This window comes from Vibrio sp. V30_P3S12P165 (genome assembly GCF_009904905.1).
Classification (GTDB): domain Bacteria; phylum Pseudomonadota; class Gammaproteobacteria; order Enterobacterales; family Vibrionaceae; genus Vibrio; species Vibrio fujianensis.
In genome coordinates this window covers 173,646-191,883 of sequence record NZ_WXWH01000077.1, presented here as the reverse complement: position 1 = coordinate 191,883, position 18,238 = coordinate 173,646, and the positions used below count along the sequence as shown (strand labels likewise).

Genomic DNA, 18,238 nt, shown 5'->3' with positions numbered 1-18,238 from the left:
CCGGCGTTCCGAAACAGCAGATACAAGAATTAAGTGCGCTGACCTTCATTGAGCGTAATGAAAACGTGGTGCTACTTGGACCAAGCGGTGTCGGTAAAACGCATGTAGCGATCGGGTTGGGACTCAAAGCCGTACAAGCTAAAAAGAAAACGCGCTTTATCACCGCCGCTGATTTGATGCTGCAATTATCGACCGCTAAGCGACAAAACAAGCTGAAGCAATACCTCTCTCGCTCTGTGATGGCTCCAAGGTTATTGATCATTGATGAAATCGGTTACCTGCCGTTTGGGCGAGAAGAAGCCAACCTATTTTTTAATGTGATCGCTAAGCGCTATGAGTATGGCAGTATTATTTTGACCAGCAATTTATCGTTTGGCCAATGGCCTAGCGCATTTGCCGATGATGCGACATTAACGGCAGCGATGTTAGATCGACTGCTTCACCACTCGCATGTTTTGCAGTTAAGTGGTGATAGTTATCGATTGAAAGATAAACGACGCTCAGGAGCAATACCTGAGTAAAAGGGTGGATCAATTTTGATTGATCGTTTTTAAGCTAAAAGTGGATCAGTTTTCGGTGATCGTTGACAAGGATTGCCGGTTCTTTCTTGCATTACTTAGCATATTGTTAAAGTAATGGCGTAACGAATACAGCATCAATAAGCTCGGAATAACCATTAATGCGGTTAAAATGAAAAATAATGGCCAGTTATCGAGGTATTCTGCTAGCTCACCACTGAAGGAGGCGAGCGTTGTTCTACTGAAGTTACCCAGAGAGGCGAGCAGGGCGTATTGTGTTGCAGAAAAGGCTTGGCCAGTCATGACTGTTAAAAATGATACAAATGCGACTGTTGAAAATGCAGTCGTGAAATTATCAACTAAAATAGTTGCGAGAAGAAGATGCTCATTAGGCCCTGTTTGAGCGATCCAAGCGAACATTAAATTACTGGCTGACATCGCAATGCCACCTATCATTAGGCCTCGCACAATACCAAAGCGAACATTAAACATACTGCCAACGAAAGTAAATAACATCGTAATGCCCCAACCAATCAATTTGGAATAATAACCGATCTGTTCATTACTAAAGCCAATATCTTTATAAAAAGCAATCGACATTCTACCCAAGAAGGCTTCACCTATCTTAAATAAAAAGACAAAAAGTAGCAGTGTGATTGCGACACGAGAGCCATTGCGACGAAAGAAATCAATAAAAGGTTCGAATAGAGTGACACTTAACCAACTAATTGCTTTAAAATGAACAACTTGGTTATGCCTCTCTTCTGCTTGTTTTTGTAGCTTATCTCTGTATGTTTTAGGCTCACTGACTAATACAGTAAATAGCATGAGTAGAATAATAACGGCGGCCATTCCGTAATAAACCATGTTCCAGCCAATATCATCGGCATTGATAAAAGCAAAGTAACCAGGAAGAGAGTATCCCGTCCACCAGCCAATGACGGCCATTGCTGATGCTTGCGGTAGCTTAGATTGTTCGGATTTTTGAAAAGTATCGATTCGAAAAGCATCAATGGCGATATCTTGCGTTGCCGAGGCAATTGCAATGCAGAGTGCCAGAATTGACATCGCAGCAAGGTTGCTGGTTGGGTTCATGCCAGCAATACATAAAGTGCAAATAAACACAAACAATTGGCAAAAGAGAATCCAACTTCGTCTTTGCCCTAAGCGTGCATGTAAAAAAGGTAATTTTACGCGATCAACTAATGGAGCCCATAAAAAATTAATCGCATAAACAGAAAATACACTACCAAAGTAGCCAATAGCGGCAAGAGTCAAGCCTGCATCTTTAAGCCACCCCGACATATTTGAGCCGATCAACACCCATGGAAAGCCGCTAGAGCAACCGAGCATAAAAACCCATAAAAGTCGGCGATCAAGATAACTTTTAAATGTTTGTGACCAAGTGAGAGAGTGAGCTTTGCTCGGCATGAAGCAACATCCTTATCAAGTTAGCCCTAATGCTTAGGGCTAATCAAGATTAATCAATGAGCGTTACTTTCGTAACAATAATCGGCGTGATCGGGACATCACTCATACGTCCCTTAGTGTGGGTAGGTTGGGTTGCCATATCTTGAATGGTACTGAATCCTTCAATAACCTCACCGAAAACAGCATACCCGTCTTGCCTTGTACTTGCATTGAGAAAATCATTATCGACAAGATTAATAAAAAATTGTCGGGTGGCTGAATCAGGATTAGTCGTTCGTGCCATTGCTACGGTTGCAGTATTATTTGCTAAACCGTTTCTCGCTTCGTTTTTGATGGGAGGGTAGCTCTCTTTGGGTACCATTTTTTCATCAAAACCACCACCTTGAACCATAAAGCCAGGAATGACTCGATGAAAAAGAGTACCAGTATAGCTACCATCTTTTACATATTTAAGGAAGTTAGCTGTTGTGAGTGGCGCTTGTTCCTGATTAAGCTCGATAACAAACTCACCTGATGAGGTTTCAAACTTCACTTTTGGCCCCGCCCAGAGATTGGTACTCATGACAGTCAAAATGAACAGTAGCCATTGCTTAGCCATGGAAACGTTCCTTCATATAATTTTTAAGCTCGTCATCATTTGCCATTTCTTTGAGAACCAAGTTAATGACATCGTTAAGTACTTTTTCTATATCTTGATTTGACGCGCTCAACGCAGCACTACGTTTAGCGGTGCCAGTATAACTTTTTATTAGCTTACCTTTTGGCGTTTCAGCTGTTACCTCAAGGGTTACTTTAGCATCCATTTCATTGGAGGTAATCGAGTGAACAACGTTAACGAGGAGCTCTTGAACCTCTAGAGTTAGGGTATTTTCACTGTTGACGGTTAAGCGAAAGCCTTGTGATGAAAACTGTTCTGATAACGCATTTTCAAGTGCAATACGCACATTTTGTTTAGGATGAATCGGTTCGATATTATTGCGTCCACTATCGACGAGAGCAACGTATTGTGCCGAACGGATGTCTTTACTTACTAAAGTAAACGCAGCGTTATCGACCACGGCACTATTACTTAGCGTCGGTTTAGGTATGAAGTTAATTTGTTCTTGCTGTGGTGCTGCACATGCGTTGAGTAGCATCATGGTTGCGACGATAACCAGTTTTTTCATGGTCAATTCCTTTCGTTAAGTCAATCGGTTTAATAGCGTCAGTCTTATTGCTTAATAGCCTGTAAGATAACAAATTTTGCATTACTAGCGACAGTTTTTACTTGGCTTTTACCAAATAGTCGTTTGAGTTTTATATCGTAGCCGAGATGACGATTGCCAATCACTAATAACTTTCCTTCTTGGTTAAGAACTCGTTTGGCATCGCAGAACATTTGCCAAGCAATATGATCGGTAATCGCTTGTTGCTGATGAAATGGAGGATTACAGACGATCAATTGAGTCGAATTATCCGCAAAACCATCTAAGCAATTATTGACTAAACATTCGAATTGTCGACCGGGTGCTAGGTTGTTGAGTAAGTTTAGCCTTGTAGACTCTACAGCCATGAAACTTTCATCGACACAGGTTAGTTGTACTTGTGGGTTTAGCTGTCCGAGTTTTACCGATAACACACCATTGCCGCATCCTAAATCAATGGCCGTTAGAAGAGTGTCATCACTCGGTAAATAATTGAGAAAAAAACGAGCACCTTGATCGAGCTTCTCTCCTGAGTAGACATTGGGTAAATTCGTGAGTTCAATTGGATGGTTCTCCACTTTCCAACAAGTGGTTGTCGAGGTGGGGAGGGCATGCTTGCTGTTAGCATAACTAAATATAAGGCGATGTTTTTTCCACGCTAAGGACGTTTTTGTTTGCCCTAAATATTGACTAAAAAGCTGTAGAGTTGAAGTATGAATCTCTTTGGCTTTATTAACAGCAATCACAGGACAATCACTCGATAGTGACTGTCTCAACTGGGTTAATTGCCAGACAAGGTGGCGGTTATTACGCGGTACTTGTATTAGCACTAAGTCAATATCAGAGGGGAGACTTCCCATTGTGTTGGTTAATGTGATTGAAGGGCATTGATTCGCCATTAAGTTTTGTTTGATCGCCTGATGAGCAATAAACGAATCGCTCATTACGGTTACTGTATGCGACTTTGAGAACCAACAGCTGAGCGCTCCAAAATGGTCATTGAGAATCAAAATATGCTGATTCGGAGGGAGCGATAACGACGCCACATGCGTAATTAAATATTCATCTCCTGCATCCCATGCTTGCAGGGTTTCATTACTTCGTTGTGGGAAGCGGTGCAAGGTCAAGGTTTGATCGTATAGCGTCAGCTCTGTTTTCATATTGAGGTTACTAGCATAATTTAATCACCTAACTATTGTCGCAAATGGTTGCAGAACAAGAAACCAAAACCTTTCCCTTATCGTTTTGCGCGAGTAAACTTATCCCTATCGAGTCATGAAACATTGTGTATTAAGGAAACGCCATGCTTCAAGAAGTCATTGAAACGAAATTGCATCATGCATTTCATCCACAATATTTGAAAGTCATTAATGAGAGTTACATGCACAATGTCCCAGCAGGCTCTGAAAGTCATTTTAAAGTGATTGTTGTCAGTTCTGATTTTGATGGATTACGATTGGTTGCTCGTCATCGTCAAGTCAATCAAGTTTTGCTGGACGAATTATCTACTCATATTCACGCATTAGCGATTCATACCTATACCCCACAGGAGTGGCGAGAACAACAAGATGGGGTGCCAGAAAGCCCAATGTGCATGGGAAATAATAACCAATAAAAAGGCAATATCCATGCTTAGTATCCTCGTTAGACATGTGCTACAGAGCGGTTTTTTTAACTAAATGTCTACAATTGCTTGTGATGAGTATCAGGGGAAACAGGTTTATGGTGACGTGAATCGCTGTGGCTATCGGTCATTCGAGTCAATGCTATTATCCATGATTTTGGTCGCGTATTTTTATTGTGCGATATGTCAAATTTATGATTATTAATTAATCCTGATGGTGTGTTTCTTGGTAAATAAAGCGAACGAAGCTGGGATTGGTCATGGCATCAAGTTCCCAAAAGATGTTAAACTACTGCACCTAATAAGTCTCATTATGAAAATGTGATGGGATTTTAAAAAGGATGTTGCGGTTTTGGTGTTAACACAACCAGAAGCGGACACTGTAATGTCGTGTCTAGAGTACAGTTAACGGTATTTTGGCTTACATCCTAAGCCCATAGTTATCCATTAATGTCTCGAATTTACGCAATGAAAGAATCTTTTTCCCGATAAAAAAGTAGTGCAAGTGCGTATGATTACAATAAAAAAGGGTTTGGACCTTCCTATTGCTGGAACTCCTGCCCAGGTGATTAATGACGGTGTTGCCGTCACAAAAGTCGCCTTGCTTGGCGAAGAGTACGTTGGTATGCGTCCTACGATGCATGTCCGCGTAGGTGATGAAGTAAAGAAAGCTCAAGTTCTTTTCGAAGATAAAAAGAACCCAGGTGTCCTATTTACTTCACCTGTCTGTGGCAAAGTTATTGAAGTTAACCGTGGCGCAAAGCGGGTCCTTCAATCTGTTGTGATTGAAGTGTCTGGCGATGAGCAAATAACGTTCAATAAGTTTGAAGCCAATCAGCTAGCGAGTTTGGACCGTGATGCGGTGAGAGCTCAGTTGGTTGAATCTGGTTTATGGACAGCATTGCGTACTCGTCCGTTTAGCAAGGTTCCCGCTATTGACTCCCATACTAAGGCGATTTTCGTTACTGCGATGGATACTAACCCATTAGCAGCCGATCCTAGTGTGATCATCAATGAGCAATCCGAAGCTTTTATTGCAGGTTTAGATGTGCTTTCTGCTTTGACAGAAGGCAAAGTGTATGTGTGTAAAAAAGGAACGAGTTTACCTCGCTCATCACAAAATAATGTTGAAGAACATGTTTTTGATGGCCCTCATCCTGCCGGTCTTGCTGGTACACATATGCATTTTCTTTACCCGGTTAATGCTGAAAATGTCGCATGGAGCATTAACTATCAAGATGTGATTGCATTCGGTAAGCTGTTTTTGACCGGTGAGCTGTATAATGAACGCATCGTTTCGTTAGCTGGCCCTGTAGTTAATCATCCTCGATTGCTACGCACCGTCATGGGGGCAAGTTTAGATGAGCTGACTAATAACGAATTGATGCCCGGTGAAGTTCGTATCATTTCAGGTTCTGTCTTGTCTGGCGTTCAAGCCTCGGGCCCTCATGCTTATCTGGGACGTTATCATCTTCAAGTCTCGGTCTTACGTGAAGGGCGAGAGAAAGAGTTTCTTGGCTGGGCGGCTCCTGGTAAGAATCGTTTTTCGGTTACGCGCTCTTTCCTCGGTCACTTATTCAAAGGACAGTTGTTCAATATGACAACCAGTACCAATGGTAGTGATCGTGCAATGGTACCGATTGGCAACTATGAAAAAATTATGCCGCTAGATATGGAGCCAACGTTGTTACTCCGTGATCTTTGTGCTGGGGATACCGATAACGCTCAACGTTTAGGTGTACTCGAACTGGATGAAGAAGATCTAGCATTATGTACCTTTGTATGTCCTGGCAAATATGAATACGGAGCTATCCTTCGTGAATGCCTCGACAAGATTGAGAAGGAAGGGTAATTTTCATGGGCCTTAAAAAGTTTCTTGAAGACATTGAGCATCATTTTGAACCCGGTGGTAAACATGAGAAGTGGTTTGCTCTATATGAAGCTGCTGCAACACTATTTTATACACCTGGTACAGTAACAAAGAAAAGCTCACACGTACGTGATAGCGTCGACTTAAAACGTATCATGATCATGGTTTGGTTCGCGGTATTTCCTGCGATGTTTTGGGGAATGTACAATGCCGGGGGCCAAGCTATTGCTGCACTGCAACATATGGCTTTATTAGGTCAGATTGATCTAGCTAGCACCGTTGCTGGTAATTGGCATTATTGGCTTACCGAGATGTTAGGCGGCAGCATAACTGGAGCGGGTTGGGGAACGAAGATGCTTTTAGGAGCAACCTATTTCCTTCCAATCTATGCGACAGTTTTTCTCGTCGGTGGTTTCTGGGAAGTGCTCTTCTGTATGGTGCGTAAGCATGAAGTGAACGAAGGCTTCTTTGTTACGTCTATCCTCTTTGCTCTTATCGTGCCCCCCACATTACCATTATGGCAAGCCGCTTTGGGTATCACCTTTGGTGTGGTTGTTGCGAAAGAGGTGTTTGGTGGTACGGGACGTAACTTCCTAAACCCAGCTTTGGCGGGACGTGCATTTTTATTCTTTGCCTATCCAGCTCAAATTTCTGGTGATTTAGTCTGGACTGCAGCAGATGGTTTTTCTGGGGCAACAGCACTTAGCCAATGGTCTCAAGGCGGAAGCGGTCAGTTGGTTAATGCTGCAACGGGACAAGCCATTACTTGGATGGATGCATTCATTGGTAATATTCCAGGTTCGATCGGTGAAGTTTCTACACTGGCATTAGCGATTGGGGCCGCTTTCATTGTTTACATGGGAATCGCATCTTGGCGCATTATTGCTGGGGTCATGATCGGTATGATTGCACTTGCTACATTATTTAATGTAGTGGGCTCAGACAGCAACGCCATGTTTAGTATGCCTTGGCATTGGCATCTGGTGTTAGGTGGCTTTGCTTTTGGTATGTTCTTTATGGCAACAGACCCCGTGTCTGCATCATTTACAAATAAAGGTAAATGGGCATATGGAATTTTGATCGGTGCAATGTGTGTGCTAATCCGAGTTGTCAACCCCGCATACCCTGAAGGCATGATGCTAGCGATTTTATTCGCTAACCTATTTGCTCCTCTTTTCGACCATCTCGTTGTCGAGAGAAACATCAAACGGAGACTAGCACGCTATGGCAAGTAGTAACGATAGCATTAAAAAGACCCTGTTTGTTGTTATTGCACTGAGCCTCGTGTGCTCGATCATTGTATCGGGAGCCGCGATAGGCTTACGTGAGAAACAGCAGATAAATGCACGTCTAGATAAGCAAAGCAAAATTATCGAGGTAGCAGGTATCGAAGCTTCTGGTTCAATACCAGAACTCTATACACAGTATATTGAACCTCGTTTAATTGACTTCAAAACGGGTAATTTTATAGAGCGGGCTGAAGATGGCTCAACCGCTGCTGATTTTGATCAGCGTAAAGCTGCCAAAACGGCCGATGAGTCAATCAAACTTCCTGCCGACCAAGACGTCGCAAAAATTATTCGTCGCTCCAACACCGGTATTGTTTATTTAGTGAAAGATGGCAATCAAGTATCGAGAGTGATCCTTCCGATTCATGGCAACGGTTTATGGTCGATGATGTATGCTTTTGTTGCGGTCGAAACCGATGGTAATACCGTGTCGGGGATTACTTATTACGATCAAGGTGAAACTCCTGGGTTGGGTGGTGAGGTTGAAAACCCATCTTGGCGTGCTCAATTTGTTGGTAAGCAATTATTTGATGAGAATCATAAACCCGCAATTAAAATTGTAAAAGGTGGTGCTCCAGAAGGTTCCCAACATGGTGTGGACGGTTTATCTGGTGCGACATTGACCAGCAACGGTGTACAAAATACCTTTGACTTCTGGTTGGGAGATATGGGTTTTGGTCCTTTCTTGGCAAAAGTTCGTGATGGAGGTCTTAACTAATGTCTAGTACTAAAGATCTTAAAAAGAGCATTCTCGCCCCAGTGTTAGACAATAACCCAATTGCCTTACAGGTATTGGGCGTTTGTTCTGCTCTAGCAGTAACCACCAAACTAGAAACAGCTTTTGTTATGACGTTAGCGGTTATGTTTGTAACGGCGCTGTCTAACTTTTTTGTTTCATTGATCCGTCATCATATCCCTAATAGCGTACGGATTATCGTACAAATGGCGATTATTGCTTCATTGGTTATCGTGGTTGACCAGTTTTTAAAAGCTTACCTGTACGATATTTCCAAGCAGTTATCGGTATTCGTTGGTTTGATTATTACTAACTGCATTGTTATGGGGCGCGCGGAAGCGTTTGCGATGAAGTCGGCACCAATTCCTTCTTTAATCGATGGTTTGGGTAATGGTTTGGGTTATGGTTTTGTTCTGATTACCGTCGGTTTTTTCCGCGAACTATTAGGCTCAGGCAAGCTATTTGGTTTGGAAGTTTTGCCGCTTATTAGCAATGGTGGTTGGTATCAACCTAATGGTTTGATGCTGCTTGCACCATCTGCATTCTTCCTAATTGGCTTCTTGATCTGGGCAATTCGTACGTTCAGACCAGAGCAAGTAGAAGCGAAGGAGTAAGATCGTAATGGAACATTATATTAGCCTGCTGGTTAAATCGATTTTTATCGAAAACATGGCTCTGTCTTTCTTCTTAGGAATGTGTACTTTCTTGGCGGTTTCTAAGAAAGTAAAAACCTCCTTTGGGTTGGGGATCGCAGTTGTTGTGGTACTAACTATTGCTGTACCCGTGAATAATCTTGTTTATAACCTGATTTTAAGAGAGAACGCTCTCGTTGAGGGGATTGACCTCAGTTTTCTTAACTTCATTACCTTTATCGGTGTCATCGCTGCCTTAGTACAGATCTTAGAAATGATTTTGGATCGTTTCTTTCCACCTCTGTATAACGCATTAGGTATTTTCCTACCGCTAATCACGGTGAACTGCGCCATCTTTGGTGGGGTTTCATTTATGGTGCAACGTGATTACAACTTCACAGAGTCGATTGTTTATGGCTTTGGTTCTGGCGTTGGTTGGATGCTGGCAATTGTTGCACTTGCGGGGATTCGTGAAAAAATGAAATATTCAGACGTTCCTCCTGGTTTACGTGGTTTAGGGATCACTTTTATCACGGTAGGGTTAATGGCGTTAGGCTTTATGTCTTTCTCTGGTGTTCAACTGTAAGTCGGGTAGGCCGCAACAATAAAGGAATAGTCAATGCTAAGTATTATTCTTGGTGTCGTGATGTTTACCATTATCGTACTTGCTTTGGTTTTAGTGATTTTATTTGCTAAATCAAAACTAGTACCAACAGGTGACATTACAATCTCAATTAATGGCGATCCTGAAAAAGCGATCGTGACACAGCCTGGTGGCAAACTACTCAGTGCCTTAGCGGGTGCCGGTGTATTCGTTTCATCTGCCTGTGGTGGTGGTGGCTCTTGTGGCCAGTGCCGAGTTAAAGTGAAATCAGGTGGTGGAGATATCCTTCCGACTGAACTTGATCACATTACTAAAGGTGAAGCCCGCGAAGGCGAACGTTTGGCATGTCAAGTTGCAGTGAAAACAGATATGGATCTTGAATTACCAGAAGAAATTTTTGGTGTGAAAAGATGGGAATGTGAAGTTATCTCCAATGATAATAAAGCCACTTTTATTAAGGAGCTTAAGTTACAAATTCCTGATGGTGAGTCTGTTCCATTCCGTGCCGGTGGTTATATTCAGATCGAAGCGCCTGCGCATCATGTTAAATATGCTGATTTCGATGTCCCTGAAGAGTATCGTGGTGATTGGGATAAGTTTAACTTATTCCGTTACGAGTCTAAGGTGGATGAAGATATTATTCGTGCGTACTCAATGGCTAACTATCCAGAAGAGTTTGGTATTATTATGCTTAACGTGCGAATTGCAACGCCTCCGCCAAACAACCCTGATGTACCACCCGGTCAAATGTCCTCTTATATTTGGTCGTTGAAGCCAGGTGATAAGTGCACGATCTCTGGTCCTTTTGGTGAATTCTTCGCTAAAGATACCGATGCAGAGATGGTCTTTATCGGTGGTGGTGCTGGTATGGCACCGATGCGTTCTCATATTTTTGATCAGCTTAAGCGTCTTAAATCTAAGCGTAAAATGTCATTCTGGTACGGTGCGCGTTCTAAACGTGAAATGTTCTATGTTGAAGATTTCGACATGCTACAAGCTGAAAACGACAACTTTGTTTGGCACTGTGCTTTGTCTGATCCGATGCCAGAAGATAATTGGGACGGTTACACTGGCTTTATTCATAATGTTTTATATGAACATTATCTTAAAGATCATGAAGCACCAGAAGATTGTGAGTTCTACATGTGTGGTCCACCGATGATGAATGCGGCCGTGATCAGCATGCTGAAAGATTTGGGTGTCGAAGATGAAAACATCCTACTTGATGACTTTGGTGGTTAAGCTACGATAAGCCTCATATCGATGGCTGGCTCTGATGAGTCAGCCATTATTTTTCCAATGTATAAACATATGAGTGAGAGAAAATAGGTGTATTAATGCTTGTACAATACACCTATGTTTTCATCACGGCTCCGAGAGGTATAAACACGTGAAAAAATGGCTTGTTGCATTAACAGCGCTATTGCTATTTTCTGGATGTGAGAAATCGATTGAACTGGTGCATTTATCTGGCCCGACAATGGGGACAACTTACAACATTAAGTATACTCAGCAAGCTGGCATTCCAGACTCATCCTTACTTCATAAAGAAATAGATCGTTTATTGGAGGAGGTGAATGATCAAATGTCGACTTATCGTGAAGATTCCGAACTGAGTCGATTTAATCGTTACCAAGGAAATGAACCATTTTCTGTTTCTAAACAAACTGCAATCGTTGTAAAAGAAGCCATACGGTTAAATAAGCTCACACAAGGAGCATTAGATGTCACCGTTGGTCCATTAGTCAATCTGTGGGGATTTGGCCCTGAAGCACGTCGCGATATCGTGCCTAGTGAAGAAGATTTAGCGCAGCGTAAAGCGAAAACGGGAATCACACATTTATCGGTTGAGGGACATTCGCTGCAAAAAAATATTCCCGATCTGTATGTTGATCTATCGACCATTGCCAAAGGTTGGGGAGTGGATGTTGTTGCCGATTATATTGAGTCTCAAGGAATTGAAAACTATATGGTCGAGGTCGGTGGTGAAATCCGCTTAAAGGGGTTGAATCAGGATGGTGTGCCTTGGCGAATTGCGGTTGAAAAGCCGGATACAGACGAGCGGGCGGTACAAGAAATTATTGAGCCAGGCGATATGGCTATTGCCACCTCTGGGGATTACCGTAACTACTTTGAACGTGATGGTGTACGTTATTCTCATATTATTGATCCAAAGACAGGCTACCCTATTCATAACCATGTTGTTTCAGTTACGGTGCTGGATAAATCTAGTATGACAGCAGATGGTTTGGCGACCGGATTAATGGTGTTAGGGGAAGAAAAGGGAATGGCTATCGCTGAATTAAACCACATTCCAGTATTTATGATTGTAAAGACAGCCAATGGTTTTGAGGAATTAGCTTCCAGTGCATTTAAACCTTACCTTAATCGCCAACCGAATCAGTGAGCCAACACAATGAATACATTTCTAATTACTTTTGCCATCTTTGTTGCTGTGATTGCAGCAATGGCTGTGGGCTATATTTTTCAAAAGAAAGTCGTGAAAGGGAGCTGTGGAGGTTTAGGAGCGGTTGGTATCGATAAAGTTTGTAACTGTCCTGAGCCTTGTGATGCTCGTAAAAAGCGGGAAGCTCGAGAAGCGATTCGTGCTGAGCGTATTGCGGCGTGGGAAAAAGATCGTATAGCATGAGCAATTGCTAAGATCTTGGCTTCGGTTGGGATTATTTTCTGCTGCTGACTTTGCAAAATAGATGAATGTTTATATACTGTTTTTTTAAACAGTATTTCTTTAGGGGGCAGAGCTGAATAGAAAGATTATCCATATCGATATGGACTGTTTCTATGCTGCCGTAGAAATGCGTGATAATCCGCAGTATCGTGGTCACCCCATCGCGGTTGGTGGTCATGAAAAGCAGCGTGGCGTTATTAGTACTTGTAACTATGAGGCGCGAGCATTTGGTATTCGTTCAGCAATGCCAACCGCACAGGCTATCAAACTATGCCCCCATCTACTAGTTATCCCTAGCCGTATGCCAGTTTATCAGGCTATTTCTCGCCAAATTCACGCTATTTTCCGTCGTTATACTGAGATCATTGAGCCTTTATCGCTTGATGAAGCTTTTCTTGATGTGAGCAATACAACGATATGCCATGGCAGCGCAACGTTAATTGCAGAGGCTATTCGCCGAGATATCAGCAATGAATTACAATTGACCGCATCGGCAGGGGTCGCTCCAGTCAAATTTTTAGCCAAAGTCGCTTCGGATATCAATAAACCCAACGGTATCTATGTGATTACACCTGATATTGTGCAAGATGTGGTGGATAAACTACCATTGGGAAAAATTCCCGGAGTAGGTAAAGTGAGCTTGGCCAAGCTTAACCAAGCTGGTTTTTTTCTGTGTCAAGATATTAAACACAGCAATTATCGAGAATTATTACGTCATTTTGGTCGTTTAGGTGCCTCTTTATGGAACAAAAGCCATGGTATCGATAATCGACCAGTGGTGACTGAACGTGAGCGTAAATCTGTGGGGGTTGAACGGACTTTCAGTGAAAATATTGCCACTTATGATCAATGTTGGCAGGTTATTGAGCACTATTTATATCCAGAATTAGATAGTCGACTAACCAAAGCCTCTCCTCAAAGGAGGATTATCAAGCAGGGGATCAAAGTAAAATTTGCCGATTTTCAGTTGACGACCATAGAACATGGTTCTTCACAGCTCGAATTAGAAGATTTTAAAACATTATTGGCGGAAGTGCTGACGCGACAAAAGGGAAGAGAAATTCGCTTATTAGGTTTGCACGTGATGCTAAAACCCCTTCAACCTTTTCAGCAATTAAGCTTTTTATCTTTTTAGGCTATCTTTTCGGCATCTCAATTATTTTATTGCATTAAAATTAGGTGTTACGGTATTTTTTTTTGATTCTTTTAGCAAAGTATTTTATTAACGATTGTTAAATCTATATATTTCCATTATTGTACTAGTCTACTAGTTTGATGATGTGTGAGTGGTTATGACACAAAATAGTTCTCGTGAAACGTTTGGCTCACGCCTTGGCTTTATTTTAGCCGCTGCGGGCGCGGCTGTTGGGCTTGGTAATATTTGGGGGTTTCCGACCCAAGCAGCCAGTAACGGTGGCGGTGCTTTTCTATTAGTGTATCTAATTTTGATTTTTATCGTTGCCTTTCCTATGTTAGTGGTAGAAATGGCAATTGGACGCTCAGGCCAAGCAAACCCGGTCGATAGTATGCGCTCATTAACGGGCCATACGTTTGGAAAAAAAATAGGTGCTTTAGTGGGTTGGATTGGTTTGAGTGTTCCTAGCACGGTATTGGCTTTTTATAGTATTGTCGGTGGGTGGATCATTTGCTTCTTATTTGCCGCATTTACCGACTTATTGGGATTTGAATCAGCTAGCCTGTGGTTAAAAGGATTCTCGGTTGAACGCAACTTATTTGGTACTCTAATCTTCTATCTTTTGACGATTTTGATTGTTCGTGGTGGGGTCAAGCACGGTATTGAAAAGTGGTCGACACGTCTTATGCCTGCCTTATTTGTGTTGTTTGGTATTTTATTTATTTACATCATGATGCAACAAGGTGCGATGGATGGTTTGAAGCATTATCTTATTCCAGACTTTGAAAAAATCTGGGATAGAAAGCTGATTTTAGCCGCAATGGGACAAGGCTTTTTTTCTTTAACGATTGGTGGTTGCTCGATGTTAATTTATGGCTCTTACCTGAGTAAGAAAGAAAACCTACCTAAAATGGCAATGAATGTAACTTTGGTTGATACCAGCGTCGCTTTTATTGCTGGCCTTGTTGTGATGCCTGCGATGTTTGTTGCAATGAATAAAGGGGTTGAAATCTATGCACAAGACGGGTCATTACTCAGTTCCGATACCTTGGTATTTACTGTATTACCGATGATGTTTGATAGTTTAGGGTTACTGGGGCAATTATTTGCTGCGGTTTTCTTTTTGCTATTAACGATTGCGGCATTAACTTCATCGATTTCTATGCTTGAGTGTCCCGTGGCTTTGGTAAGTGAACGTTTGAATACCTCACGAGGCGCGACCAGTTGGGTTCTTGGCGGTGTGATTGCGTTATTTAGCGTTGTTATCGTGTACAATTTTGCAAGCTTATTTGGCTTGGTAGCGATGGCGGCGACACAATATTTACAACCGACAGCGGCATTAATGTTTTGTTTATTTGGTGGTTGGGTATGGAGCCGTAATGGTAAATTTAAAGAGCTGCAACAAGGTTATCCTGAATTTTCTCAAAGTTTATTTGCGAAAATCTGGCCAGGTTATGTTCGCTTTGTGTGTCCGATTTTAGTGGCTACGGTCATTTGGGCTTCGTTTGCTTAATTTGTCTAGTCTATAGTCAAGCCCTTGAGGAATATAAACCAAGGGCTTTTTGTATTGTATTAAGCAGGAGAAGGGGGCATAATTTGCCCTGTGGTTAGCGGTTCTAAATCAGTATCGATAACTTCTTCAATAAAATCTCCTACGACTTGCTCAACCATCTCATCACTTTGTTTAAAGTAAGCCAGATGAAAAATCGCATCCCCTTCATTAACGAGAGGCAAGGTTTGCTGGCCGATGACTATTCCACCTTTATTGGCGGTAATTTCTATCTCTACATTACCTAATGGAGAGTTGATATAAGCCAGTGTTTGTCCTTTTTCTACTTTATCACCCAGAGAAACGACGGTACGTAAGATGCCATCGGCTTCTGCTCGTTGCCAACTGGTCGATTTAGCAATGACAGAGCTCGGTACCTGTTTTCTGCTAGGGCGAAGCATGCCGATTGCTTGCATGACTCGTTTTACTCCGACGATGCCTGCGCTAATGGCAATCGGTTCAAAGCGTAGCGCCTCGCCTGCTTCATAGGTTAAGACAGTAATACCGGCTTTTTCCGCTTCGCTGCGTAGCGATCCGTTACGCAGCGGAGAATCGATAATGACAGGTGTAGCAAAAGCTTGAGCCACTCGTAAGGTTTCAGGGTTACTGAGATCGGCACGTATTTGTGGCAAGTTTGTTCGATGGATAGCCCCAGTGTGTAAATCAATGATGTAATCGCAATTCAGGGCAACTTGAGAGAAAAATGTGTGAGCCATACGAGAGGCTAATGAGCCTTTTTCACTACCGGGGAAACAGCGGTTGAGATCTCGCCTATCGGGTAAGTAACGAGATTTATGGATGAAACCAAATACGTTCACAATCGGAACGCTGATGAGTGTTCCCCTTAACTTCGTTGGATCAATCGTGTTAATCAGCTGGCGAACAATTTCGACGCCGTTAAGTTCGTCACCATGAATGGCGGCGTTTACCATCAAAATTGGGCCAGCAAACGCGCCATTAATAATTTCAATCGGGATGGATAATGGAGAGTGGGTATATAGTTTGGCCGCTTCAAGCTCGATGACTCGTTTCGTCGCTGGGAGAATGACTTCCCCCAGAAATGAATACGCGGAATTACGATTAACCTTTGCCACGTGTTTTGGTCCTTCTACTGGCTGCATTTTTTTCAATAAACTCGACAATCATTCCAGCAATGTCTTTGCCTGTGGCTGCTTCAATGCCTTCGAGGCCCGGGGAGGAATTGACTTCCATGACTAAAGGGCCTCGCTCTGAACGAAGGAGGTCGACACCCGCAACATTCAACCCCATCACTTTAGCAGCATCAATCGCTGTTTTACGTTCTTGGGGGGTGATTTTTACCAGTGATGCTGTGCCACCACGATGTAAATTGGAACGAAATTCACCTTCTGCGCCTTGGCGTTTCATGGCTGCGATGACTTTATCACCAATGACAAAACAACGAATGTCAGCACCACCCGCTTCTTTGATGTATTCCTGAACCATGATATTTGCTTTTAGCCCCATAAATGCTTCGATGACACTCTCTGCAGCTTTACGGGTTTCTGCTAGCACGACACCGATACCTTGTGTTCCTTCCAGTAATTTGATCACAACCGGAGCACCACCAACCATCTCGAGTAAATCTTTTACATCATCCGGTTTGCTCGCAAACCCGGTGATCGGCATACCAATCCCTTTGCGAGATAATAGCTGCATAGAACGCAATTTATCTCGAGAGCGACTGATAGCGACCGACTCATTGATCGGGTACACCCCCATCATTTCAAATTGCCGTAGCACGGCTGTACCGTAAAAAGTGACAGAAGCACCAATACGAGGGATAACCGCATCAAAACCTGAAAGTTTCTCACCTTTAAAATGGATCTCTGGTTGTTCTGAGTTGATATTCATATAACAGCGTAAAGCATCGATAACTTTGACTTCATGCCCGCGTTGTTTGCATGCTTCAATTAAACGTTTGGTTGAATACAATGAAGCGTTACGCGACAGAATACCAATTTTCATTATTTTGGCTCCTCGAAAGGGATTAAAAAGGATTGGGTTGGATCAACCATGATTCGATGATGCATAGCCGTTCGGCCTAATAACATTCGAAATGCCATATTTTCACGATTTGTCAGGGTTATTTCTATCGGCCAAGTATGCCCCCCAAGAGAAACTTCTGACTCGATCACATAGCGAGACTCTTCATGTCCTCCTGAATCTCGAACAATCCGCTCATCAATCACTTTAGCTTCACAGACCGTCACTTCTTCAGTGTTATGTTGTAGTGGATGAATCCAAAAACGTACCCAAGCGGCATTTTCTTTAGTAAATGGCTCCACTTGAAAAGTGTGAAGACAAGAAGTCCGGGCTCCAGTATCGATTTTGGCTTTTATTTTTCCAATACCTAATCTAGGAAGGCTTACTATTTCACGCCATCCTACAATCATTTTTTCTTCGTTCATGGTTATTTCATTTATGTTGAGCATATACCCTTCCTACTTGAATCTGCAGGGGTGTTGGCTGCGTTCGTTCACCCCAATCACATAGCCTGTCTATGCTGATGGGGATGATGAGAGCCATCTGTGGCTCTCACCAAAGGCGAGCCTACGGCTGTTCAAATTTGTTCCAGACAATTTGTCACTCACTTGCCGCCTACCTGCAACAGCAAGTTGTTTGGGTATAGTGGACACGATTCTGAATTTGGCTATATCAAGAGAAGAAATATCATCGCTCATGACATTGGCTATGCAGTTATCGCTTGAATCGAGTCGGGTGAATAACTCAGGAGAAATTCAAGGACGCGAACTCTAGCAGTAGACCGTGGGTATCGCTAATGAATAAAATTTTTCGTATCGATAAAAAAATGCTTTTGGCCGACCCTTTTGGGCAGTGTTTGTGGCTCTTTTTACCGGATTATCGGCTTATCATGTAGAGTAACTACATGATAAGCTTCTGTCTTGTATAAATAAGCCACAAGTTGTTGTAAAAATTAGCTCAAAAGGTCAACAGC

19 protein-coding genes are annotated in these 18,238 nt (G+C 42.5%); 12 read left to right on the top strand and 7 right to left on the bottom strand.

The window, feature by feature from the left end; genetic code table 11:
• On the top strand, positions 1–521 hold a 521-nt coding region (istB, locus tag CAG57_RS15865; protein WP_161439551.1), incomplete at its 5' end, for an IS21-like element helper ATPase IstB.
• 45 nt (positions 522–566) lie between these two features.
• On the opposite strand, the gene CAG57_RS15860 is transcribed toward istB, so the two are convergent.
• The 4 genes from CAG57_RS15860 to CAG57_RS15845 are packed head-to-tail and all read right to left on the bottom strand — an operon-like array spanning position 567 to position 4,293.
• Complete coding sequence (locus CAG57_RS15860; protein ID WP_161433684.1) at positions 567–1,949, bottom strand: AmpG family muropeptide MFS transporter; 1,383 nt, start codon at positions 1,947–1,949, stop codon at positions 567–569.
• A 49-nt stretch (positions 1,950–1,998) separates the two neighbouring features.
• Positions 1,999–2,547 (bottom strand): peptidylprolyl isomerase, encoded by a 549-nt coding sequence (locus CAG57_RS15855; RefSeq protein WP_099611653.1) that lies wholly within the window; start codon positions 2,545–2,547, stop codon positions 1,999–2,001.
• Complete coding sequence (locus tag CAG57_RS15850) at positions 2,540–3,115, bottom strand: YajG family lipoprotein (RefSeq protein ID WP_099611652.1); 576 nt, start codon at positions 3,113–3,115, stop codon at positions 2,540–2,542. The genes CAG57_RS15855 and CAG57_RS15850 overlap by 8 nt, the downstream gene beginning before the upstream one ends.
• Positions 3,116–3,159: 44 nt before the next feature.
• On the bottom strand, positions 3,160–4,293 hold the full coding sequence (locus CAG57_RS15845) for a methyltransferase (RefSeq protein ID WP_161427236.1): 1,134 nt from the start codon (positions 4,291–4,293) through the stop codon (positions 3,160–3,162).
• A 143-nt stretch (positions 4,294–4,436) separates the two neighbouring features.
• Here CAG57_RS15845 and bolA point away from each other — a divergent pair, with 143 nt between their 5' ends.
• The 11 genes from bolA to CAG57_RS15790 all read left to right on the top strand — a co-directional run bounded on the left by bolA (position 4,437) and on the right by CAG57_RS15790 (position 15,225).
• Positions 4,437–4,748, top strand: coding sequence for a transcriptional regulator BolA (bolA, locus tag CAG57_RS15840; protein WP_099611650.1), 312 nt, complete (start codon positions 4,437–4,439; stop codon positions 4,746–4,748).
• Positions 4,749–5,268: 520 nt separating this feature from the next.
• Positions 5,269–6,609 carry a Na(+)-translocating NADH-quinone reductase subunit A gene (locus CAG57_RS15835; RefSeq protein WP_099611668.1) on the top strand — a complete coding sequence of 447 codons (1,341 nt, stop codon included), beginning with the start codon at positions 5,269–5,271 and terminating at the stop codon, positions 6,607–6,609.
• 5 nt (positions 6,610–6,614) lie between these two features.
• Positions 6,615–7,862: an NADH:ubiquinone reductase (Na(+)-transporting) subunit B gene (locus CAG57_RS15830; RefSeq protein ID WP_161427619.1), complete on the top strand. Its 1,248-nt coding sequence runs from the start codon at positions 6,615–6,617 to the stop codon at positions 7,860–7,862.
• On the top strand, positions 7,852–8,634 hold the full coding sequence (locus CAG57_RS15825; protein ID WP_099611649.1) for a Na(+)-translocating NADH-quinone reductase subunit C: 783 nt from the start codon (positions 7,852–7,854) through the stop codon (positions 8,632–8,634). Before CAG57_RS15830 ends, CAG57_RS15825 begins: the two co-directional genes overlap by 11 nt.
• A complete protein-coding gene (locus CAG57_RS15820; protein ID WP_099611648.1) occupies positions 8,634–9,266 on the top strand; it encodes an NADH:ubiquinone reductase (Na(+)-transporting) subunit D in 633 nt (210 codons plus the stop codon). Before CAG57_RS15825 ends, CAG57_RS15820 begins: the two co-directional genes overlap by 1 nt.
• A 7-nt stretch (positions 9,267–9,273) precedes the next feature.
• Positions 9,274–9,870 carry an NADH:ubiquinone reductase (Na(+)-transporting) subunit E gene (gene nqrE, locus CAG57_RS15815; protein ID WP_099611647.1) on the top strand — a complete coding sequence of 199 codons (597 nt, stop codon included), beginning with the start codon at positions 9,274–9,276 and terminating at the stop codon, positions 9,868–9,870.
• Between the two features lie 33 nt (positions 9,871–9,903).
• On the top strand, positions 9,904–11,130 hold the full coding sequence (nqrF, locus tag CAG57_RS15810) for an NADH:ubiquinone reductase (Na(+)-transporting) subunit F (protein ID WP_099611646.1): 1,227 nt from the start codon (positions 9,904–9,906) through the stop codon (positions 11,128–11,130).
• Positions 11,131–11,278: 148 nt separating this feature from the next.
• Complete coding sequence (locus tag CAG57_RS15805) at positions 11,279–12,295, top strand: FAD:protein FMN transferase (protein WP_161431163.1); 1,017 nt, start codon at positions 11,279–11,281, stop codon at positions 12,293–12,295.
• 9 nt (positions 12,296–12,304) lie between these two features.
• Positions 12,305–12,538, top strand: a complete 234-nt coding sequence (nqrM, locus tag CAG57_RS15800) for a (Na+)-NQR maturation NqrM (protein WP_099611644.1) — start codon at positions 12,305–12,307, stop codon at positions 12,536–12,538.
• A gap of 112 nt (positions 12,539–12,650) precedes the next feature.
• Positions 12,651–13,712 carry a DNA polymerase IV gene (gene dinB, locus CAG57_RS15795; RefSeq protein ID WP_272870133.1) on the top strand — a complete coding sequence of 354 codons (1,062 nt, stop codon included), beginning with the start codon at positions 12,651–12,653 and terminating at the stop codon, positions 13,710–13,712.
• 157 nt (positions 13,713–13,869) lie between these two features.
• Positions 13,870–15,225 (top strand): sodium-dependent transporter, encoded by a 1,356-nt coding sequence (locus CAG57_RS15790; RefSeq protein WP_099611642.1) that lies wholly within the window; start codon positions 13,870–13,872, stop codon positions 15,223–15,225.
• Positions 15,226–15,284: 59 nt separating this feature from the next.
• On the opposite strand, the gene CAG57_RS15785 is transcribed toward CAG57_RS15790, so the two are convergent.
• Genes CAG57_RS15785 through CAG57_RS15775 form a run of 3 tightly spaced genes read right to left on the bottom strand, consistent with a single transcriptional unit; the run spans position 15,285 to position 17,690 of the window.
• Positions 15,285–16,382 (bottom strand): succinylglutamate desuccinylase/aspartoacylase family protein, encoded by a 1,098-nt coding sequence (locus CAG57_RS15785; protein WP_099611641.1) that lies wholly within the window; start codon positions 16,380–16,382, stop codon positions 15,285–15,287.
• The gene (rimK, locus tag CAG57_RS15780; protein ID WP_099611640.1) at positions 16,342–17,247 is read right to left on the bottom strand and encodes a 30S ribosomal protein S6--L-glutamate ligase; all 906 of its coding nucleotides are present in this window, start codon (positions 17,245–17,247) and stop codon (positions 16,342–16,344) included. Before rimK ends, CAG57_RS15785 begins: the two co-directional genes overlap by 41 nt.
• Positions 17,247–17,690 carry an ATP-dependent zinc protease family protein gene (locus CAG57_RS15775; protein ID WP_099611639.1) on the bottom strand — a complete coding sequence of 148 codons (444 nt, stop codon included), beginning with the start codon at positions 17,688–17,690 and terminating at the stop codon, positions 17,247–17,249. The genes rimK and CAG57_RS15775 overlap by 1 nt, the downstream gene beginning before the upstream one ends.
• Between the last annotated feature and the right edge of the window lie 548 nt (positions 17,691–18,238).